Origin of the sequence: Halorubrum shenae (assembly GCF_051194165.1) — an archaeon.
Classification (GTDB): Archaea; Halobacteriota; Halobacteria; order Halobacteriales; family Haloferacaceae; genus Halorubrum.
In genome coordinates this window covers 168,160-189,901 of record NZ_JBLZNI010000002.1, presented here as the reverse complement: position 1 = coordinate 189,901, position 21,742 = coordinate 168,160, and the positions used below count along the sequence as shown (strand labels likewise).

The window sequence follows — 21,742 nt, the reverse complement described above, 5'->3', positions numbered from 1 at the left end:
AAGTAAGCGGCTGGGACTTTGGAGGTGTTTACAACCGATCCACGACCACTCATTTATAAAGAATAAACCGAAGCGTCCCGAACCGCGTCTAGCCGAAGTTCTCGACCTTCGCGGCGTCGGCGTCGCCGCCGGCGGCCTCGATCGCGGCCCGCGCGTCGGCCACCAGATCGGCAAACCCGTACACGAAGACGGTCTCGCCCTCGCTCCCTGTCAGTGCCTCGCCGACCGCCTCGTCGAGCGCCTCGTCCGCATCGAGTACGTGAACCGCGGCACCCCGCTCCGTCAACGCGTCGAGCCGGTCCGCGTGCGACACGTCGGCGTCGCGGTAGACGACCGCGGCCTCGGCGTCGTCGTCAAGCGCGCGTTCCGCGATGGCGACCGCCGGCCCGACGCCGGGCCCGCCCGCGATGACCACCGCGCGCGGCTCGCCGTCGTAGTGCTGGTCGCCGAACGGGCCGGCGAGCGTCATCTCCGTACCCGCCTCGGCGCCGGCGAGGAACGCGGAGAAGTCGCCGCCCTCATCGGGGTCGATGCCGACCGTTACCTCGAAACTGTCGCCGACGGTCGGCGACGAGAGGGTATAAAAACGGGAGACCGATTCGCCGTCGATATCGGTGCCGAGCTTCACGAACTGGCCGGGCTCTGCGGCGAACCCCTCGGGCGCGTCGAACCGGAGGGCGTACGTGTCGCGACCGACCGTCTTGACCGCGTTGACCGTCGCTGTCGTGTCCATACATCGGATCCGGCCGGGAGACACAAACGTGTTCCCGTCGGCGTCGGTACCGTCCGTGCCAAAACCGGGTCGAGCGTGTTCGGTCGCGCGTGTCCGGTCGCGCGTCTTCGGTAGCGTGTCCTCGATCGACGCGTGAGCCGTCCCGCTCACTCGCTCCGTACCGCGACGCTACTCCGGCCGCCGTCGGTTCGACGACCGTCGAAACACCGCCCGACGATATGGGTCGATCGTGAGAGATCTGATAAACGTTTGTCCACTCAGTCGGCTGTATAGCCGATATCCGGCGCTATATAGTGACAACATTCGCGAAAAATAAGACATATATTCAGAAATATGTCCATGGCTCCTTCCAGAAGTCTTTTGATGAGTCCGGCGAAAGCCCCGGTATAGCATGGCTGCGGACTTCAACTGGGCCGTCGGCGGAGAGGCCGGTGACGGCATCGACTCGACCGGGAAGATCTTCGCGCAAGCGCTCTCTCGGGCGGGTCGACACGTGTTCACGTCGAAGGACTTCGCCTCCCGGATCCGAGGCGGCTACACCGCCTACAAGGTGCGAACTTCCGTCGACAAGGTACAGAGCGTCGTCGACCGGCTGGACGTGCTCATCGCGTTGACTCCCCGGACCATCGAGGAGAACCTCGACGAGCTCCACGAGGGGTCGGTGATCATCTACGACGGCGAGCGAACCACGATGCAGGACGTGGTAATTCCCGACGAGATGATCGGGATCGACGTTCCCCTCAAGCGGCTCGCCGAGGAGGCGGGCGGAGCGATCATGCGGAACGTCGTCGCGCTCGGCGCGGCCTGCGAGGTCGCCGAGTTCCCCATCGAGAACCTCGACAGCGCGCTCGAAAAGCGCTTCGCGGACAAGGGCCAGAAGCTCGTCGACAACAACAAGGAGGCGGCCCGCGCGGGCCAGTCGTACGTCGACGAGGAGTACGACCACGAGTTCGACTACGACCTCGAGACCACCGACGAGGACTACGTCCTTCTCAACGGCGACGAGGCCATCGGGATGGGCGCCATCGCGGCCGGCTGCCGCTTTTACGCCGGCTACCCGATCACGCCCGCGACCGACGTGATGACGTACCTCACGGGTCGGATCGAGCAGTACGGCGGCCACGTCGTGCAGGCGGAAGACGAGCTGTCCGCGATCAACATGGCGCTTGGCGCCGCCCGCGGGGGCGCGCGGTCGATGACCGCCACGTCCGGGCCCGGGATCGACCTGATGACCGAGACGTTCGGACTCATCGCGACCTCGGAGACGCCGCTGGTCATCTGTAACGTGATGCGCTCCGGCCCCTCGACCGGGATGCCGACGAAACAGGAGCAGGGTGACTTAAACCACATGCTGTACGGCGGCCACGGCGAGATCCCCCGGTTCGTCCTCGCGCCGACGACGATCGCGGAGTGCTTCTGGAAGACGGTCGAGGCGTTCAACCTCGCCGAGAAGTACCAGCTCCCCGTCTACCTCACCGCCGACCTCTCGATGGCGGTCACCGAGGAGACGTTCTCCCCGGAGACCTTCGACATGGACGAAGTCGAGATCGACCGCGGCAACGTCGTCGACGAGACCGACATCGACGACCACATGAGCGAGTCGGGCGGCTTCCAGCCCCACGAGATCACAGACGACGGGATCTCGCCGCGCGCGTTCCCCGGCACCGCCGACGGCGCGCACATGTCCACCGGCCTCGAACACGACGAGCAGGGACGCCGGACCGAGGACACGGAGATGCGCGTCGAGCAGGTCGACAAACGCAACCGGAAGGTCGAGACGGCTCGGGAACGGGAAGACTGGAGCCCGCGCGAGTTCGGCGACGCGGACGCCGACGCGCTCGTGATCTCCTGGGGTTCGAACGAGGGCGCGCTCGCCGAGGCGGTCGAGTTCCTCGCGGACGACGGAATCGACGTGCGAGTCCTCTCGGTCCCGTACATCTTCCCGCGTCCGGACCTCTCCGAGGACATCGAGGCGGCGGAGACCGTCATCGTCGTGGAGTGCAACGAGAAGGGACAGTTCGCGGACCTCGTCGAACACGACGTGTTAGAGCGCGTCGACCGGATAAACAAGTACACTGGCGTGCGGTTCAAGGCGGACGAACTCGCAGACGACATCAAGGAGACCCTCGCGGCGGGGGTGGAGGCGTAACCAATGAGCTCAGACATTCGATTCACCGACTTCAAGTCCGACAAGCAGCCGACGTGGTGCCCGGGATGCGGCGACTTCGGCACCATGAACGGGATGATGAAGGCCCTCGCCGAGACGGGCAACGACCCCGACAACACCTTCGTCGTCGCCGGCATCGGCTGTTCCGGCAAGATCGGCACGTACATGCACAGCTACGCGCTCCACGGCGTTCACGGACGCGCGCTCCCGGTCGGGACCGGCGTCAAGATGGCGCGTCCCGACATCGAAGTGATGGTCGCCGGCGGCGACGGCGACGGCTACTCCATCGGCGCGGGCCACTTCGTCCACGCCGTCCGACGCAACGTCGACATGACGTACGTCGTGATGGACAACCGCATCTACGGGCTGACGAAGGGGCAGGCCTCGCCCACCTCCCGTGAGGACTTCGAGACGTCGACGAGCCCCGAGGGCCCCAAACAGCCCCCGGTCAACCCGCACGCGCTGGCGCTGGCGTCGGGCGCGACGTTCATCGCGCAGTCGTTCTCCTCTGACGCGCTCCGTCATCAGGAGATCATCCAGAAGGCGGTCGAACACGACGGGTTCGGCTTCGTGAACGTCTACTCGCCCTGTGTCACGTTCAACGACGTGGACACGTACGATTACTTCCGCGACTCGCTGGTCGATCTGAAGGAGACGGACCACGACCCCAGCGACAAAGACGCCGCCAAAGACGTCATCTTCGACTCCGACACGGAGCATCAGGGTATCATCTACCAGGACGACGAGTCGGTCCCGTACCACGAGCGTCACGGCGTCGACGAGAACATGTCCGTCATCCCGGACGGCGCGCCCGAGGGTGCGACCGACCTCGTCCGCGAGTTCTACTGAGCCGTCGCCGGCACCGCAAGCGGTACGATTTCCCGCATTTCGCCCCCGACTGATTTTATCACCGATTGGGAGCGACGACTCCCCGGTATTCCGACCTTAGCGGATCGCCAAATTCCGGCGAGCGAGGCGGTTCACGGCGGGTTTGCGACCGGTTTCAGCAAGCCTAATTACGTGGGTCCGTATTCACAGGTATATGGTTGATCGCTACGACGTCGTGGTCGCGGGTGCCGGACCGGCGGGCGCCCAGTGCGCTCGCGACCTGGCGACGCGAGACTACGACGTCGTCGTTCTCGAAACGGAGCCGGAAGACGAGTTCCCCCGACAGAGCAACAAGTCGACCGCCGGGACGTTCCCGTCGATGATGTCCTCCTTCGGGATTCCCGACGACGTGGTGATGTCGTACACGGACGACGTGGTGTTGGAGTCGCCCAACGACCACTACAAGAGCTACCAGCCCGGCGCGGTGTTGGAGTTCGCCGAGTTCAAGCGATTCCTCGTGGCGGACGGCCGCGAGAACGGCGCCGAGTACCGGTTCGACTCGCGCGTTTCCCGGCCGATCCTCGACGACGACGGCGTCATCGAGGGCGTCCGATACAACGGCGACGAGGAGGTGTACGCCGAGGTGGTCGTCGACGCCACCGGTCCGGCAGCGCCGATAGCGAGCGCGCTCGACGTGGTCGACCTCGAACGCGAGAACCAGGCGATCGGTATCGAGTACGAGATGGAGGGCGTCGAGATGAACCACCCGGAGTACGCCGACCTGCGGCGGGCGATGATGCTCCGGCTCGACCACGACATCGCGCCCGGCGGCTACTCGTGGATCTTCGCTACCGGCGAGGACACCGCGAAGGTCGGGATCTGTTACATCCAGAACGACCGCCACCGGGAGTTCGCACAGGAGGGCCAGACCGTCGACGGCTACCTCGACGCGTGGGTCGACCGCGATCCTCGCTTCGCGGAGGCGACGAAGCTCGACGGGAAGATCCACCGCGGCTCCGCGCACATCCAGATGCCCGACCAGATGCACACCGACCGCTTCCTCGCGATCGGCGATACGGTCCCCTCCATCGACCCGCTGTGGGGTGAGGGCATTCATACGGGCATGAAGTCGGCCCGCGCCGCGGCGGCTACCGTCGACCGGTGTCTCACCGACTCGAAGCGTCGGCTCGACGCGGAGAGCCTCGCCGTTTATAAGCGGCTCTGGCATCGCGACGTGGCCCCGCGGATGAAGTCGCGGTTGATGCTCACGCGGCTGCTGTATCTCGCCCCTAACGAGCGGTACGACCGGTTTATGCGCGATCTCGGGAAAACCGAAGAGAACACGCTGGAGAAGGCGAACCAGGGAGAGAAGGCGTCGATGGCGAAGCTGCTCCACCTCTCCGATATCCCGCTACTGGCGAAGTTCGCCCGCGAGCAGTTGGGTTCGTAAGACCCTCTCCGACCGACGACACCGGCTCAGTCGTGGCGGAAACAGCGCGAGCCCGTAAACGCCATCGCCATGTCGTGTTCGTCGGCCGCGGCGATCACGTCCTCGTCGTTGACGGAGCCGCCGGGCTGGATCACGGCCTCGATCCCGGCTTCGGCCGCCTCCTCGATCGCGTCCGGGAAGGGGAAGAAGGCGTCCGAGGCCATCACCGCGCCCTCAGCGGATTTCCCGTCGGCGTCTTTCTCCGCTTTCATCGCCGCGAGTGTGACGGCGTCGACGCGGGACACCTGTCCCATCCCGACGCCCACCGTCTCCGTGCCGGTCGCGAATAAGATTCCGTTCGATTTCACGTGTTTAAGCGTCTTCCACGCGAACGTCATCGTCTCCAGCTGCTCGTCTGTGGGCTCGCGCTCGGTGACCACGTCGAGGTCGGCGGCGCCCGGCGACTGGCGGTCGCGCTCCTGGACGAGCCGCCCGCCGACGACCGGCTTCTCGGTGAACCGCTCTGAGAAGCGCTCGTCGCCCTCGCCGAGGGGGCCGACGTCGAGCACGCGGAGGTTCTTCTTCTCCCGGAGCACGTCGAGCGCGCTGTCGGTGTAGCCGGGCGCGACGACGACCTCTTTAAACGAGTCGACGATCGCGTCGGCGGTGTCGGCGTCGCACTCGCGGTTCAGGGCGACGATGCCGCCGAACGCGGACTTCGCGTCGGTACGGAGCGCCCGGTCGTACGCGTCCGCGATCGTATCGCTCGTCGCGCAGCCGGCCGGGTTCGTGTGCTTGATCACGGCGGCGGCGGGCTCGTCGAACTCCTTGACGAGGTTCAGCGCGCCGTCGGCGTCGTTGTAGTTGTTGTACCCCATCCCCTTCGCACCGGGGTTCAGCTGGGGAGCGTCGACGACGCTCGCCTCCTCGCAGCCGTCGTCGACGTAGAGCGCGGCGTCTTGATGTGGGTTCTCGCCGTACCGCAGCGTGTCGGCGCGCTCTTCCGAGACGAACCGACGCTCGGGAAAGTCACCGCCGGTGTCGCCGTCGACGGTCACGTTCACGGGAGTCCCGTCGCCGTCGCGCTCGATCGTCACTCGACCCTCCGCGAACCACCGCACCGCCCGCGGGTACGCCGTGAACTCCGCGTCGTGAAGCACGCGGTCCTTCAGCGCGTCGGCGTCGTCGCCCTCGTAAACGGGCACCGGCTCCTGCGTGACGATCGGGCCGGCGTCGACCTCCTCGGTGACGACGTGGACGGTGCAGCCGGTGGTGCGGACGCCGGCGTCGAGCACCTGCTCGTGGGCGTCCATGCCGGGGAACGCGGGCAGGAGCGACGGGTGGACGTTCAGCGTCGCGGGCGCCGCGTCGAGGAACTCGTCGGTGAGCACGCGCATGTACCCGTCAAGACAGACGAGATCGAAGTCGTACCCCGCCAGTCGGTCTACGATTCGTCGCTCGTGCGACTCACGCGACTCCCCCTCCCCGCGCTCGACGACCTCGGTGGGAATTCGTCGCTCCGTCGCGGCCTCTAGCACGGGCGCCTGTTCGCGGTTGGTCAGGACGACGGACAGCTCCGCGTCCCCCGGCGCGGCGTCGGCGATGTGTCTGAGGTTCCGTCCCCGGTTGCTCGCGAGTCCGGCGATCTTCATACAGAAAAGGTCCGACCGATCGCGTATATCGATTGCGGTCCGTCGCAGAAGATGATCCACGTTTGCGGACACATATTGCCCGAGACGGCGGCACAGATCCACAACGGATCCACGTCCGTGCGACTCCCCATCGACACGCTTTTGCTGGCTCCGGCGGCAGTCGCGGACATGACCGACGCCGACGACACGCCGGCCGACGAACCGATCCCCGGGCTGTCGCGTTCGGACCCGCTCGCGGCGGTGTCCCCGCTCGACGGGCGATACGCCTCCCGGACCGCGCCGCTGTCGCCGTACGCGAGCGAGGCCGCGCTCATGCGCGCCCGGACCCGCGTCGAGGCCGAGTACCTGATCGAACTCGCGGCCCTCGACGCGACGCCCATCGCGCTCGACGACGACGCCGAGGCGGCGCTTCGGGCGGTCTACGAGAACTTTTCCGCCGAGGACGCCCGCCTGATAAAGGCGCTTGAGATCGAGGGCGCCGAGGGGTACAGCGCGACCAACCACGACGTGAAGGCGGTCGAGTACTTCCTGCGGGTCCGGCTGGACGGATTAGATGATTCCGGGGCGATTGCCGACAGCGAGGCGCTGTACCCGTGGATCCACTTCGGACTCACGAGCGAGGACGCGAACAACCTCGCGCACCGCCTTTTAGTCAAGCAGGCCGTGAGCGAGGTGGTCGTCCCCGCGATCCGCGAGGTCCGGGACGCGCTCGTCGATCTGGCACAGGAACACCGCGAGACGCCCATGCTGGCGCGCACCCACGGCCAGCCCGCGACGCCGACGACGTTCGGCAAGGAGATGGCCGTGTACGCCTCCCGGCTCGGCCGCGCGCTCGGGCGGGTCGTCGTCGCGAACGGCGACCTCTCCGGCAAGCTCGCGGGCGCCTCCGGCACCTACGCCGCCCACGACGCGGCCTACCCGGAGGTCGACTGGCGGGCGTTCGCCGAGTCGTTCGTGCGCGGGCTCGACCTCGAACACACGCCGCTCGCGACGCAGGTGAACCCCTGTGACGACCTGGCGGCGCTGTTCGACGCGCTGCGAGGCGTCAACAACGTCCTCCTCGATCTGGATCTGGACGCGTGGCTGTACGTCTCCGACCGCTACCTCGGTCAGCGGACCGTCGAGGGCGAGACCGGCTCCTCGACCATGCCGCACAAGGTGAACCCGATCGACTTCGAGAACAGCGAGGGGAACCTCTCGAAGGCGAACTCGGATCTGGCGTTCCTCGCCGACTACGTGACGACCTCGCGGCTCCAGCGCGACCTCTCCGATTCGACCGTCAAGCGCAACGTCGGCGCCGCGCTCGCACACTGCCTGATCGGGTACTCGAAGGCTGGCGACGGGCTCGCGACGGTCGTCCCGAACGAGACCGTCATGCGCGAGGAGCTGGCGGCGACGCCCGAGGTGATCGGCGAGGCGGTGCAGACGATCCTCCGACGCGAGGGCGACACCGGCGCCTACGAGCGCGTGAAGGATCTGACCCGGGGAGAACGCGTCACCCTCGACGACTTCCGCGACCTCTTCGACGACCTCGACGTGGACGAGGGCGTCCGCGAGGAGCTGAAGGCGCTGACGCCGGCCGGCTACGTCGGCGTCGCCGACGAGCTGGTCGACGAGATCGACGAGTAGGGCCACAAGAGGTTTACTCGTCGCGAGAGCAGGTGACACCGATGCCCTCCGACAACGACCAGCAGACCGAGTACTCCGTCTTCGACGACGAACCGAGCAACGAGCGGGCCGACACGGGAACCGGCGGTCGCGCCGACTCCGATTCGGCTCGAACGGGAGAACGGCCCGAGTCGCTGGCGGCCGGAGACGACGACGGCTGCCCGAAGTGCGGACACGAGGAGACGGAGACCGACGAGATTGCGACGAGCGGCACCGGACTCACGAAGCTGTTCGACGTGCAGAACCGCACGTTCGTCGTCGTTTCGTGTGCCGACTGCGGCTACTCCGAGCTTTATAAGGGACAGTCGACCGGAACCGCGATCGACTTTTTCATCGGCTGACGCGGTCGATACTGTTCCCGGTCCGGGGATCCGCTGGACGCCCCGCCGACGGCGACCGATTTATGTCGACAGGACAACTCGTACCGACCGCGCATGGTCTCCATCCGTTCACCCTCATCCCTCCCGGTCGTCGGCCTCCTCGTCGACGGCAGAACGTACCGACACCTGTTGTACCTCTTGCTCGCGATCCCGCTCGGCTTCGTCTACTCGGCGCTGTTCTCGTTCGGGTTCGCGTTCGGGGTCGTGTTGTCCGTGGTGCTCGTCGGGTTCGTTATTCTGCTGGCGACGCTGCTCGGCGCCCGGATTGCCGCCGGCTTCGAGCGCTGGCTCACCAACCGGTTGTTGGGCACAGACCTCCGCCGGTACGACGACGTCGACGACGTGTCCGACGACGCTGACGGCGCGCTTGCAGGCATCAGGAAGTACGTCGACGCGGCGTCGACGTGGCGCGGCGTCGGCTTCCTCTCCGTGAAGTTCTTCGTCACCGTCCTCGCGTTCATTCCCCTGTTCGCGCTCGCAAACGGGGTTCCGCTGATCCTCGCTCCGCTGCGGTACCCCTACGTGGCCCAGTTCGGCGAGTCCAACGGGGAGCCGGTGACGTGGGCGATCGGCACGCTCCCGGAGGCGCTGTTGGCGGTCGCGGTCGGAATCGTCGCGGTGCTCGTGGGGCTTCACGTCACGAACCTCGTCGCATACGTCTGCCGGCAGATGGCGACCGCGCTGCTCGGAGAGCCGCGGACGGACGAGGGGGCGGCGGTCGACGATTCGGAGAAGGTTGACGACCGCGAGCCGGCGAGGAGCGACGACGGGTTCATTCCGGCTGACACCGTCGAGCCGGGATCGGACGACAACCCGTCCCAGAACGGCGGCAGTTTCTGATCCGCCGCCGGGATTCACGACGACGTCCGCCCCGGAGCGCTTATTCTCGTGCGACCGTCAGGACCGGTATGGCCCCGACGCTCGTTGCCGCTGCCGTCGGTGCGCTGCTGGCGGCGGCCCTGCTTGGTGCCGCGCTCGACCGCCGCGCGGTTGCTGTCGTCGTCGCGGCCGCGATCGCCCCCGACCTCGACGCGGTCGCGAGTCTCGTGGTCCCGGGTGCGACGAACGCGCTCTTCCACGCCCTCTGGCTCCCGCTGTTCGCGGCTGGCGCGCTCTACTGGGACACCGTCGTCAGCGAGCGGTCCCACCTCCGCGCCCGGTTCGGGTGGCGTGGCGTGCGAGTCGCGTGGGTGGCGCTCGCGGCGTTCCTTGTCGCCGGCGTCGGGACGGACCTGTTCGGGTCGGCGGGGGCGAACCTGCTGTACCCGATTCACGACGCCTACTACCGGATCGACGGGCGGCTCGTGTTCTCGACACAGGAGGGAGTCGTCCAGACGTTCGTCGCGCTCGGTGCGGAGGGACCCGGGATCCTCCCGCTTGAGAGTCCGGGAACGACCGCTTCGCGCGCGATTCCGACGTTCGTGAACCCCGACGGCCGACCGGGGCTCGCGCTCGGCGCGGACCGGACGCTGTCCCTCGTCCGGGACGGGTGGCAGCTGGTCGTCGTCGCGGCCGCGGTCGCGACGCTCGCGGTACGCTTCGCTCGGATGCGCCGCTCGCCCGAGTCCATCGCCGAGGGCGAGACCGGGACCGAAGACGAAACCGGATCCGAGGTCGCGACCGGGTCCGACGCTGAGAGCGACCGAACGGAGGTGACCGGATAATGGTCTCGACGGTCGTCCACGCGGGGTTCGCGCTCGCGATCGCGGCCGGGCTACTCGGCGACTACTACGATAGACGGGCGCTCGCGGTCGTCCTTGCGATTGTCGTCCTGCCGGAGATCGACAGCTTCCTCGGCCCGATCATGCCGGGGGCCCACCGGACGGTCGGTCACAACCTCGTGTTTCCCGCAGCAGTCACGGCGCTGCTCTACTACGACACGCGTCTGCGAGACCGGTCGGTCCTCCGCGATCGACTCGCCGACCGGTTCTCGGAGCGCAGCGCCGAGCGGTGGATCGCGGTCGCGTGGGTCGGCCTGTTCGTCCACGTGTTCGCGCACGTCGCACTCGACTGGGTCCACCTCGACGGAGTGAACGTGTTCTGGCCGCTCCGAGACCGCTTTTACGACTTGAGCGGAGAGGTGTTGCTCTCGTCGACGGACGGGTTCGTACAGACGTTCGTCGACGTTCAACTCGATCCGGAGACCGGGACCCGCCGGCTCGACGCGGGCGGAGGGGGAACAACTGACACGGTACACGTGAACAATCCCGTCGAGCCGCGCGATCCCAAAGCGGTCACGGACGAGCCGGTCGACAGGCGGTTCCCGATCGCGAACGCCGGCTGGCGACTGTACCTGATCGGACTCGGGCTGTTCACGCTCGTCGCTCGTCGGCTGCAAAGCGCGGATCCGCGTCGGTAGACGCGACCCGTCCCGAGAGACGCGCGGATTCCCGGCGGCGACGTCGACAGGCTCGACTCACGCCTCGGCGGTTTTCTCCCGACCGTTCGCCTCCTCGACCGCGGCTTGCACTGCGACCCAGTGGGTGATCGTTCCGTCGTCACCTCGGAGCGGTCGGAGCGAGACGCGGTTCAGAAAGGCCGTCCCGTCCCGCCGATGGTTCCACACGTCGACGGTGACGGGCTCCCAGATCGACACCGCCTCGCGCAGCTTCGCGACGGCTTCCGGTTCCGTGCGGGGACCCTGTAGCAGCCGCGGGTTGCGCCCACGGAGGACGTCGAGCGAGTAGCCGGTGAGTTCGCGGAACGTCCGGTTCACGTACAGGATCGGCGTGTCGCGGTACGCCGGCCCGCACAGCGTGACGCCGACCGGAGCGGTATCGAGGAGCCGAACTCGGTCGATGCGGCGTCGATCGCGCTCGGTGAGCGCCGGAAGGTCGTCTCGATCCGCGCCGTCGGGATCGGCGGCCGACTCGGCGTTTGTCCGTCCCCGCTCCGGCTCAATGTCGTGGCGCGCTGCCAACTCGTTGAACCGCCCGCGAACGGCGTCGCTGTCGCAGGCGAGGAACTCAAGCACGTCTTCCCTGAGACCCATCTGACGACCGATCGAAGGGCGCGACGAGGCAAGTGGCTTGTCGTCTGCGCTCGATAATCGGAAGCCCATAGATCTCACAGTAGAGGGATCGAGGACCGTCTCTGCAGACGCAGTCGTCGGCTCTCACCGCTTCGAGAATCCACCGACTGCGGCGACCCGTTTTCGGATCTCGACGGTAACTGAAGCTCTCGTGGATACCAGAGAATCGTGATTCTCGTAATAACACACGGTATGGCGCTTTTACGGTCTTTTAAGCATGACTGAGGAAGCGACTGAACGAACGAAGTGAGAGGAGTGGACTCGCGGGGATTTGAACCCCGGGCCTTCCCCGTGCCAGGGGGATGATCTACCACTGATCTACGAGCCCTCGTACGCATCCAATCGTTCCCCGCTGGATATATTAAGGCCTTCGACTCGGCGACACCGGCGGCACCGACTCGCACGCGCGTTCAGATCCGTGCGGAATCGACGTACACGTCCAAGTCGACGTCGCGCGTCGAGTCCTCCAAGTCGCGAACGGCGCGTTCGACGACGCGCTCGGCCTCGCCCCTGATCAGTGGGATCGCCTTCTTCAGCACCCAGTCGAACGAGACGAGCGTCGGGAGGTTGAGCGCATCCGGGCTGGCCGACCCCGGATCAAACTCGACTTCGAGCGCGACTTCGCACGGGTGGTCGACCGAGGCAGAAGCGGTGTCGGCTGTCGGGTCGTCGACGTCGTCCTCGGCAGACTCTCTCGGCGTCACCCGCCAACACCCCCCGGCATCGATGTCTTTCGTGATCTCCCAGTCGATCCGTTCGGGCGGTTCGACGCCGGTCACGCGCGAGTGGGCCGTGTAGGTGATCTTCCACCACGCGAACGTCAGCGCGTAACGGGTACCCGGTCCGCCGTCCCCCTGTATCGTTCGTACCTCTCGGAGGTACTTCGAGTAGTCGGCGTACCGCGGGAAGTCAAGCAGGAACGCGTACACGTCCTCGGGGTCGGCGTACACCTCCGTGCTCACGACGAGTTCGTCCACGCAGGAACGTTTGACCGGTGCGTATTAAGCGGTCCGACGATCGAATGCATGAGCGGTGGTGTGGGTGATCATCGTCTCGTTGCCGGCGAACGCCACTAGCACCTCGGCACCGGCGGCAAAGCCGCGGACGACGCCGACCGCACGTCATTTATAAGCGACCCTCGAGAGCGAGACGCCGGCCGGGTGACCGGGTAGAAACGGGGGGAGTCGACTCAGTCGTCGCTCGATGCCTGCTCGGTCGCGTCGGACGCGGTACCGGGAATCGCCGCAGCCGGCTCGGGGGGCTCCTCGCGCACGTCGGCGCCCGTGCCCTCGGCGATGACCTCGGCGTACGCGTCGGGGAAGACGCGAACGAAGTCGCCGAGCGTGGTCGCCCAGTCGTCGAGCAGTTCGGCCGCACGATCGCTGTCGGTGTACGCGCGGTGATTCTCGATGAGCCGCCGAAGCATGCGCTCGTCGGACTCGTCGAGGGCCTCAGAGACCGACACCATCCCGCGGTTCACGCGGTCGGCGAGCCGGTCGTCGGGGTCGTACACGTACGCGACGCCGCCGGACATCCCGGCCGCGAAGTTCCGCCCGGTGTCGCCGAGCACGGCGACGACGCCGCCGGTCATATATTCACAGCCGTGGTCGCCGACGCCCTCGACGACCGCCTTCACGCCGGAGTTGCGGACGCCGAACCGTTCGCCGGCGACGCCGTTAACGTACACCTCGCCCGCGGTCGCCCCGTACAGCCCGACGTTGCCGGCGACGACGTTCTCGGCGGGGTCGTAGCCGGCCTCGTCGGGGGTATTTATAACGATACGACCGCCGGAGAGCCCCTTGCCGACGTAGTCGTTGGCCGCGCCGGACAGCTCCATGGTGATTCCGGACGCGAGGAACGCGCCGAAGCTCTGCCCCGCATAGCCGTCGAACCGGCAGGTGACGGTGTCGTCCGGGAGCCCGTCGCCGCCGTGTTCGGAGACGATACGGTTCGAGAGGGTCGCGCCGACCGCGCGGTCGACGTTCTCCACGTCGCGGGTGAGCGCGACGGGCGAGCCGTCCTCGATGGCCGGGCTCGCCTCATCGATGAGGTCCCAGTCGAGTAGCTCGTCGATCCCGGAGTGTTCCTGCTCGCGGGTCTTCGTGCGGGCGTCGCCCGCGGGCTCGGCGATGACCGCAGACAGGTCGAGGTGTTTGGCCTTCTCGTGGTCCGTCTCGCGCTGGGAGAGGAGCTCAGGCCGGCCGATGAACTCCTCGACTTCGGTGTAGCCGAGTTCGGCCATGAGTTCGCGGAGCTCCTGCGCGATGAACGTCATGTAGCTGATAACGTGGTCCGGCTGGCCGGGGAAGCGCTGGCGGAGGTCCTCGCGCTGGGTGGCGACGCCGACCGGGCAGGTGTTCTCGTGGCACTGGCGCGCCATCACGCAGCCAGCGGTGACGAGCGAGGCGGTACCGAACACGTACTCCTCGGCGCCGAGCGCGGCGGCGACCGCCACGTCGCGTCCGGTCTTCAAGCCGCCGTCGGCCGTCACGCGGATGCGGTCGCGCAGGCCGGTCGCGCGGAGCATCTGATTCGCCTCGGCGAGCCCCAGCTCCCACGGGAGCCCCGCGTTCTTGATCGACGTCTTCGGCGACGCGCCGGTCCCGCCGTCGTGACCCGAGATGTGGACCACGTCGGCGTTCGCTTTCGCGACGCCGGCCGCGATGGTGCCGATTCCCGCCTCCGAGACCAGCTTCACGTTGACGTCGGCGTCGGGACTGGCGGCCTTCAGATCGAAGATCAGCTGCTTGAGGTCCTCGATCGAGTAGATGTCGTGTTGTGGCGGCGGCGAGATGAGCCCGACGCCGGGAGTCGAACACCGGACGTGCGCGATCATCTCGTTGACCTTCTTGCCGGGGAGGTGGCCGCCCTCGCCGGGCTTTGACCCCTGTGCCATCTTGATCTGGAGCTCGTCGGCGTTCGCGAGGTACTCGGAGGTGACGCCGAACCGCCCCGAGGCGACTTGCTTGACCGAGCATCCCTTTTCGGTGTTGAACCGCTCCGGGGGCTCGCCGCCCTCGCCCGTGTTCGACTTCGCGCCGATTCTGTTCATCGCGATCGCGTTGTTCTCGTGGGCCTCCGGCGAAATGCTCCCGAGGCTCATCGCGGCCGTCGAGAACCGTTCGACGATAGACTCGACCGGCTCGACGTCATCGATCGGCACGGCGTCGCGGTCGGATTCAAACTCTAAGAGGCCGCGCAGCGTCTGCAGCTTCTCGGACTGGTCGTTGACCAGCTCCGCGAACTCCTGGTACTGCTCGTAGTCGCCGCCGCGGACCGCCTGCTGGAGCGTGCCGACCGTCTGTGGGTTCCAGCCGTGTTTGATGCCGGACGAGCGGTGTTCGTACTCACCGGTGGTCTCAAGCTCGGGATCCGCGCCGAACGCCATCGCGTGCCGGGTCCGGAGGTCGTCTTCGATCTCCTCGGTGCCGATCCCCTCGGTGCGGATCTCGGTCCCCTCGAAGTACTCGGCGACGAACTCGGAGGCGAGCCCGACGGCCTCGAAGATCTGCGCGCCCTGGTACGACTCCATCGTCGAGATGCCCATCTTCGCCATCGTCTTGAGGAGGCCGTCCTCCAGCGCGTGCCGGTAGGCGGCCAGCGCCTCGTCCTCGTCGGCGCCGTCCGGCCCCGCGACGACGTCTGCGATGGAAGCGTACGCGAGGTACGGGTCGACTGCGTCCGCGCCGTACCCGACAAGCGTCGCGAGATGGTGGACCTCGTGCGGCTCACCGGACTCGACGACGAGCCCCGCCCGGTTCCGAAGCCCGTTCCGGACAAGGTGGTGATGGACCGCGCCGGTCGCGAGCAGGCTCGGCACCGCGAGCCGGTCCGGGCCGACCGCCCGATCCGAGAGGACGACGACGTCGGCGCCGTCTTCGATGGCGGTCGCGGACTCCTTGCGGATCCGAGTTATCGCGTCGACTAGCGATCCGTCGCGTTCGTACGTCATGTCGACGGTGACGGAGGTAAAAGACGACGCGTCCGCCTCCCCAGTGCCCCCATCGCCCGGAGCGCGTTCGCCCGGACCGGGGAGTTCGCGAAGCGCGGCCGTCTCCGCGTCGGTGAGGACGGGAGTCTCGGAGAGGATCTGCTCGGCGTGCTCGGGGGTCTCATCCAGCAGGTTGCGCTGGTTCCCGATGCGGGTCTCCAGCGAGGTGACGAGCTCTTCGCGGATGTAGTCGATCGGTGGGTTCGACACCTGCGCGAACAGCTGCTTGAAGTAGGTGAACAGCGGACGGTCGACGTCGGCCAGCACCGACAGCGGGGTGTCGTCGCCCATCGACCCAACCGGGTCCTTCCCGTCTTCCGCCATCGGCTCGACGAGGTGATTCAGCGAGTCGGTCGTGTAGCCGAAGGCGGCTTGGTGGGCGCGGACGGTGGGTCCTTCCGGGTCGTCGTCGGAGACGTCCTCAACCGGGTCGATCCCGGCTGCGACCCCATCTTCGTCGACGATGTCGGCGAGATCCGCCTGTCGCTCGGCGACCCACTCGCCGTACTTCTCGTCGGTGAGGTCGTCGAACACCTCGTCGTCGGGGACGATTCGTCCCTGCTCGGGGTCGGCGACGAAGATTTCGCCGGGCTGGAGCCGTCCGCGGCGCCGCACGTCCGCCGGCTCGGTCGGAAGCGCACCGACCTCGCTGCCGACGATCAGCCGATTGTCGTCGGTCACCTCGTACCGGCACGGTCGGAGCCCGTTTCGGTCGAGGACCCCGGCGACGCGGTCGCCGTCGAAGCCGATGACGAGCGCGGGACCGTCCCACGGCTCGACGAGGGAGGCGTGGTAGTCGTAGAACTCCGTGCGAGCCTGTTCCATCAGGTCGTCGTCGCGGAACGCCTCCGGGATTAACATCCGGAGGGTGTGCGGGAGGTCGCGACCCGCCTGCAGGAGGAGTTCGACCGCGTTGTCGACGCTCGCGGTGTCCGACTGGTTCGGGTCGTCGATCACCGGCTTGATCGTGTCGAGTTCCGCGCCGAACGCCGGGTGGTCGAGGTCGTTCTCGCGGGCGCGCATCCAGTTGACGTTCCCGCGGATCGTGTTGAACTCGCCGTTGTGAACGATGTTGCGATACGGATGCGCGAGGTGCCACGCGCCCAGCGTGTTGGTCGAGAACCGAGCGTGGACCAAGGCGACGTGGCTCGCAAAGCGTTCGTCGGTCAGGTCGGGGTAGTAGTCGGCGAGCTGTGAGCCCTTGAGCAGGCCCTTATACACGACGCGCTGGCGATCGAGCGAGCAGACGTAGAAGCGACCGGCGCCGTCGACGTCGGACACCGCGTTTTCAATCTCGCGGCGGGCGGCGTACAGCGCGCGGTCGAAGCCGAGGATATTCGGATCGGCGTCGGCGGGGCGGCTCTCCTCGCTGGTGAACCGCTCCGCGAGGCTAGCGCCTTCCACGGGTGCGGCGAACAGCTGAGCGATCTCCGGCTCCGAGTCGAGCGCAGTCGTACCCAGATCCGCGTTGTCGGTCGGGACGGACCGCCACTCCAAGACCTCCAGCCCGTAGACGGAGAACACCTCCGCGATGACGTCGTGGATCTCGGCCTGAACGCTCGGTTCGGTCGGCATGAACACGGAGCCGACAGCGTACTCCTCGGGCAGTTCGGCATCGACGACGTCGCGGAAAAAGCCGTCCGGGCGCGCGACCATGATACCGGCGCCGTCGCCGGTGTCCTCCTCGGCACCGGTCGTGCCGCGATGTTCGAGGTTCTCAAGCAGTTTGACGGCGTCCGTGACTGTTCCGTGGCTCGGATCGTTGTCGAGGTCGACGATGCCGCCGATCCCGCAGTTCGAACGCTCGTCCGTTACTGATGCAAGCCCCCCACCGCGGCCCGAGAGATCTCGCTCCGACACCTCTCGGGTGTTATTACGTGGCTCGGTCATGTTACACACTCAGGATCGGTCACTTAAAGGTATGACCCTGATAGGGGTAGGAACCATCGTACACACATTAGGGAATATAAGGTAATTATTCATCAGGGGTGAGTACTATTGACTCGATCGGTGTTCGATCAGAACATACCCAATTCTGAGTAAAGAAATGGTTCGGGATCGGGACTGGCCGAGACGTTAGCGGTTAAATCCGGAATACAATCTGGTGATTGTCAACTCATAGCTCTCGCTGCCTATCGTGAGACGGCGTTTGGTGTAGACGACGGCCGATTGAGGTGCTGTTTGGTGTAGACGACGGCCGATTGAGGTGCTGTGCGCGAAACCGATCACTTCCATAAGTGACAGAACGGACGCGCGAGTGACCGTCTCTATCCGCTAACTGCTCTCACTGCTCTCACTGCTCTCACTGCTCTTACTGCTCTTACTCGCTCAGCGGGGTGAACGTCCCGTTGATGTCCCACTCGTGGATGCAGTACACCTCGCCGGGTTCGCCGTCGATCCGCCACCCGTCGGCGTCGTCGTCCCACCGCTCTTCGCGGCCGCACAGTTCGCACTCGCGCTCCCGGGGCGGGGTGATAGTGACGCTCATACGCGGATGAAGGATGCGGTCCTGCAAAAGGATACCGCCGACCACGTAACGGACCCGCGCTCGATCGCAAACTAACGGCCTCGCCGTCTCCGAGTCGCGGCCAGAAGCGCCAGCGCGAGAGCCGTCAGCGACTGCAGCGGACCGAATCCGGGAACGTCTTCGGCAGTCGCTCGAATCGGCGCGTTCTCGTAATTCGGTGTTGCTCGCTCCGAGCCGCCGGTCTCGTCGCCAGCGGTCCTCGAACCGTCGCTTCCGTCGGTGGCAGCCTCGGCGTCGATCGACGGAGCGTCGGCTCCGGTCGTGTCGGTCCCACCGGACACTCCGGCCCCTCCGGTTCCCGTCGGGGGCGACACGGCGATCGGCCCGTGCAAGAGCGGCATTCGGCCCACAACGCTCGGACGGAAGCCGGACCTGACCCCCCAGGCAGGATGGACCCGATTGGGAGTCTCGTCTGGTCCCGCCGCGCCGCTCGCGTTCGCCTCATCCGGGCGGTTGCCCCCCGCGGGGCCAGACGGAGGGGCGCCACCCGCTGTGCCCTCTGTGCCCCCTGTGCCGCCGCCCCTTCCGGCGCTCTCGCCGCCGGTTCCGCTTCCACCTCCCACAGGGCCTCCGGAAGCGGTCCGGTCGCGGTCGTCGCCCGTCGACTCGTTCGCGTCGGCGGCGGCGAACGCCACCGTCGAGGTCACCCGGTGACCGTCCGGCGGGTCAGACGCGACCTCTCGGAGGCGGTCGTCGGTGACGCGGAACTCGGCGGTGAACTCCTCGCCGGGTTCCGGCTCCCTGTCGGTCGGGAGCGCATCGTCGCCGTCAGCGACCACGTAGAGCCCGGTCTCGTCGACGTGGACGGTCGAGTTGGGCGGCATCCCGCCGAGCGCGTCGCTCGCGGATTGTTCGTCTTCGCCCCCTGTTGATCGAACGCCGAACTCGAGGCCGTCGAGTCGATCGAGGCCGTCGCCGGTCTCCGTCGTCGCGCCCCGCGCCGTGGCCAGCCCGGTCAGTCCAGACGCGTTCACCGCGTACACCACGGTGTCGTTCGCGGTGACGCGTTCCGACTGTGAGAGCGTGCCGCTCTCGATGGCGCCCCGTACTGCCGTCGCGCTTCCGAGGTCGGACCGATCCGCTTCTGTTCCCGTGTAGGTGGTGAGTCCGTTCGTCGAGCGTCGCCCGAGCGTCACAGTCGTGTTGTCGCTCGTCGTTGCGACCCCTTGTTCCGAGTGGATCGATATCTCGTAGGCACCCGGTTGGAGTGTCCCGTTTCCTCCCGGTGTGGTGACCGACTCGATCGACGATCCCGGCCCCATCACGCTGAAACTCTCGTTGAGGGAGCCGTTCGCTGCCGCGTACGTATTGAACTTGACCGTCGTCTCGCCTTTATCAGGTGTTTCGAGCTCGACTGTGGCAGCAGTGGTGTTGGTGTCTGAATCCCTCAAGTTCATGATTGTATTATTATATGTCGAGGACATCTCAATGGAAAAGACCTGCCCTGAGGGAACTGGTTTAGCTGGCCCAGGAAGATCTGATATAAGATTTTTACTTTCCAAAACACTCACAGTTTTATTACTTACTTTGCCTGATTCAAGATGTTTGAATTCTACTTTGTAGTCTCCGCTGTTGGAAATATTTATTATTTTATCATTGCTATCAGGTCTCGTAGCAATATCTATTGTTTTAATTATATTTGATTTTTTATAAATATTGGCAGTAATATTTCTTTTTGTCTGAGTAGGTTCAAACCGAGCAACTATGTTCTCATCTACTGACGTTACTGGTGTATGTGGTGATAATGATGTATTGACGATCTGAATCTGGGTCTGATTGATTTCCGTTCCAGATTGAATTACATATTCTCCCTCTGATAGCACTGCTGTATTGACAATACTATTCCCACTGCTATTCTTGATTGGGTCCTGTTGTATATTCTGTTCTCCTGAAGACTGTGATATTGTAGCATTTTTACTTGTTTTTAGTCTGATAAATGAACCTTTTGATACAGTAATATTTGTCCTGCTTTCAATTGTGTGTCCAACTCGACGAGGTACATATTGCTTTTTAGAAAACAAACTCTTGTAGTGTCTTGATTCAAGATCCTTGTAGGTTACTTGAGTTATATACGGTGTTTTATTATCACTTACAGGTATTGTATGATTCAGTGGAATTTTAACTTGTTCCCCGTTAATTTCATACATTCCAGTATTACTATCTATATTAATTGTTTCTTTGGACCGATCAAAGTATTCTATGGAAATACTTCTATTTTCTGAACTTATCTCAGTGTTAAAAGAAATTGATAATTGTGATCTCGTGCTCCCAAGTGAAGAGCTATTGGTATAATGGATCGGACTGTGGACTGCTTCTATTAAGATTGGAAATTGAATAGATCGATTAGCTGCAGCGTATATAACATCTGTATTTGGCTCTGTTTTCGCTGGATGAATTGTTGCTGCAATCTCTGTTTCACCGCTTACGGATTCACCAGTAACATTTATTTCTTTGTTATATCCTTGAGAGCTACCGAGTTGTTGAGCTAACTGTCCGCTTTTGGACTTCTCCCAGATCACTACGTAATCTGTCTCATTGTTCAGTTCTAATTTTTCAAGAGATATTGTCTGTAGTTTATCATTATATGTGTTATTCTGAAAACTAACCTCAGCAGAAGATACTATACTAAATTGGGTATATCCCTCAGAAAATCCCTGTTCGATAGTATATTCAACTTCTGTACCCGATTCTGATAGTGTACTATTATACAGACTTACATTACTGGTGTCTATATCAGACATCCTCAGGTCAAATCCAGATCCATCTGGCACTGAGTTATTTACAACAATTGTGGCATTTTCCTCATTTTTGTTTTTTATATACACATCTGACTCGGACACGTCTTCCCGATTAGTTACGGTATATGACGAATTTGCCGAACTAAGTTCAGCTCCATTGTTAACCAGACCTCCAACTCGAATCTTGACATCCTCATCCCCACTACGAGTCTTGATATTGTTAATTGTTTGATTTTCATCAGTTCCTATTCCAATATTCTCTGCTTCTCCTACACTCCATATCGCTCCATTCACAGGCATCACTCCAATCCCAACTCCAACAACGGAGAGAACACCGACTGAAAGCACGAGGACACAGATCACCGCACAGCGGATCGTTGTTCTCTGGGTCATTATCGTGTCTACGGATGCGAGAGCAGCGGCTATCGGACTCTCAGACCGCAGATTGCGACGGTACGAGTCCGCATCGTACTCTCACAACGCGAGATAGTTGCACTCGGGGCGATTAGTTATAAGTGGGTTACGGACTGCAAAGCTTCCGTCCGCGGAAACATCTCCGTCGAAGACGGCGTCGTCGTGCGATCGCAGTCGCGATTCT

Annotated in this window: 15 protein-coding genes and 1 tRNA gene; 8 read left to right on the top strand and 8 right to left on the bottom strand. The window is 64.4% G+C overall.

Annotated elements, in window-relative coordinates:
* Positions 1-88: 88 nt before the first annotated feature.
* On the bottom strand, positions 89-733 hold the full coding sequence (locus ACNS88_RS03715) for an FAD-dependent oxidoreductase (RefSeq protein ID WP_435094021.1): 645 nt from the start codon (positions 731-733) through the stop codon (positions 89-91).
* A 391-nt stretch (positions 734-1,124) separates the two neighbouring features.
* Between ACNS88_RS03715 and ACNS88_RS03710 the strand changes: the two genes are divergently transcribed.
* The 3 genes from ACNS88_RS03710 to ACNS88_RS03700 all read left to right on the top strand — a co-directional run bounded on the left by ACNS88_RS03710 (position 1,125) and on the right by ACNS88_RS03700 (position 5,178).
* Positions 1,125-2,882: a 2-oxoacid:acceptor oxidoreductase subunit alpha gene (locus ACNS88_RS03710; RefSeq protein ID WP_435094019.1), complete on the top strand. Its 1,758-nt coding sequence runs from the start codon at positions 1,125-1,127 to the stop codon at positions 2,880-2,882.
* Positions 2,883-2,885: 3 nt separating this feature from the next.
* A complete protein-coding gene (locus ACNS88_RS03705; protein WP_435094018.1) occupies positions 2,886-3,749 on the top strand; it encodes a 2-oxoacid:ferredoxin oxidoreductase subunit beta in 864 nt (287 codons plus the stop codon).
* Between the two features lie 193 nt (positions 3,750-3,942).
* A complete protein-coding gene (locus ACNS88_RS03700) occupies positions 3,943-5,178 on the top strand; it encodes a digeranylgeranylglycerophospholipid reductase (RefSeq protein WP_435094017.1) in 1,236 nt (411 codons plus the stop codon).
* Positions 5,179-5,204: 26 nt separating this feature from the next.
* Here ACNS88_RS03700 and purN read toward each other — a convergent pair whose 3' ends face one another.
* Positions 5,205-6,809 carry a phosphoribosylglycinamide formyltransferase gene (gene purN, locus ACNS88_RS03695; protein WP_435094016.1) on the bottom strand — a complete coding sequence of 535 codons (1,605 nt, stop codon included), beginning with the start codon at positions 6,807-6,809 and terminating at the stop codon, positions 5,205-5,207.
* A gap of 168 nt (positions 6,810-6,977) precedes the next feature.
* Here purN and purB point away from each other — a divergent pair, with 168 nt between their 5' ends.
* The 5 genes from purB to ACNS88_RS03670 all read left to right on the top strand — a co-directional run bounded on the left by purB (position 6,978) and on the right by ACNS88_RS03670 (position 11,216).
* Complete coding sequence (purB, locus tag ACNS88_RS03690) at positions 6,978-8,438, top strand: adenylosuccinate lyase (protein WP_435094015.1); 1,461 nt, start codon at positions 6,978-6,980, stop codon at positions 8,436-8,438.
* A gap of 41 nt (positions 8,439-8,479) precedes the next feature.
* Positions 8,480-8,818, top strand: coding sequence for a zinc ribbon domain-containing protein (locus ACNS88_RS03685; RefSeq protein WP_435094014.1), 339 nt, complete (start codon positions 8,480-8,482; stop codon positions 8,816-8,818).
* 93 nt (positions 8,819-8,911) lie between these two features.
* Positions 8,912-9,697 carry a sensor domain-containing protein gene (locus tag ACNS88_RS03680; RefSeq protein ID WP_435094013.1) on the top strand — a complete coding sequence of 262 codons (786 nt, stop codon included), beginning with the start codon at positions 8,912-8,914 and terminating at the stop codon, positions 9,695-9,697.
* Between the two features lie 68 nt (positions 9,698-9,765).
* Positions 9,766-10,521, top strand: a complete 756-nt coding sequence (locus ACNS88_RS03675) for a hypothetical protein (protein WP_435094012.1) — start codon at positions 9,766-9,768, stop codon at positions 10,519-10,521.
* Positions 10,521-11,216, top strand: a complete 696-nt coding sequence (locus ACNS88_RS03670; RefSeq protein ID WP_435094011.1) for a metal-dependent hydrolase — start codon at positions 10,521-10,523, stop codon at positions 11,214-11,216. The genes ACNS88_RS03675 and ACNS88_RS03670 overlap by 1 nt, the downstream gene beginning before the upstream one ends.
* Positions 11,217-11,273: 57 nt before the next feature.
* Here ACNS88_RS03670 and ACNS88_RS03665 read toward each other — a convergent pair whose 3' ends face one another.
* The 6 genes from ACNS88_RS03665 to ACNS88_RS03640 form a co-directional block, all read right to left on the bottom strand.
* Positions 11,274-11,849, bottom strand: coding sequence for a PAS domain-containing protein (locus tag ACNS88_RS03665; protein WP_435094010.1), 576 nt, complete (start codon positions 11,847-11,849; stop codon positions 11,274-11,276).
* Positions 11,850-12,144: 295 nt separating this feature from the next.
* A tRNA-Ala gene (locus tag ACNS88_RS03660) sits at positions 12,145-12,216 on the bottom strand.
* An 82-nt stretch (positions 12,217-12,298) separates the two neighbouring features.
* Positions 12,299-12,865 (bottom strand): SRPBCC family protein, encoded by a 567-nt coding sequence (locus ACNS88_RS03655; RefSeq protein WP_435094009.1) that lies wholly within the window; start codon positions 12,863-12,865, stop codon positions 12,299-12,301.
* 212 nt (positions 12,866-13,077) lie between these two features.
* On the bottom strand, positions 13,078-17,769 hold the full coding sequence (gene gltB / locus ACNS88_RS03650; RefSeq protein ID WP_435094008.1) for a glutamate synthase large subunit: 4,692 nt from the start codon (positions 17,767-17,769) through the stop codon (positions 13,078-13,080).
* A gap of 430 nt (positions 17,770-18,199) precedes the next feature.
* Positions 18,200-18,367 carry an HEWD family protein gene (locus ACNS88_RS03645; RefSeq protein WP_435094006.1) on the bottom strand — a complete coding sequence of 56 codons (168 nt, stop codon included), beginning with the start codon at positions 18,365-18,367 and terminating at the stop codon, positions 18,200-18,202.
* Between the two features lie 71 nt (positions 18,368-18,438).
* Complete coding sequence (locus tag ACNS88_RS03640; protein WP_435094004.1) at positions 18,439-21,537, bottom strand: hypothetical protein; 3,099 nt, start codon at positions 21,535-21,537, stop codon at positions 18,439-18,441.
* Between the last annotated feature and the right edge of the window lie 205 nt (positions 21,538-21,742).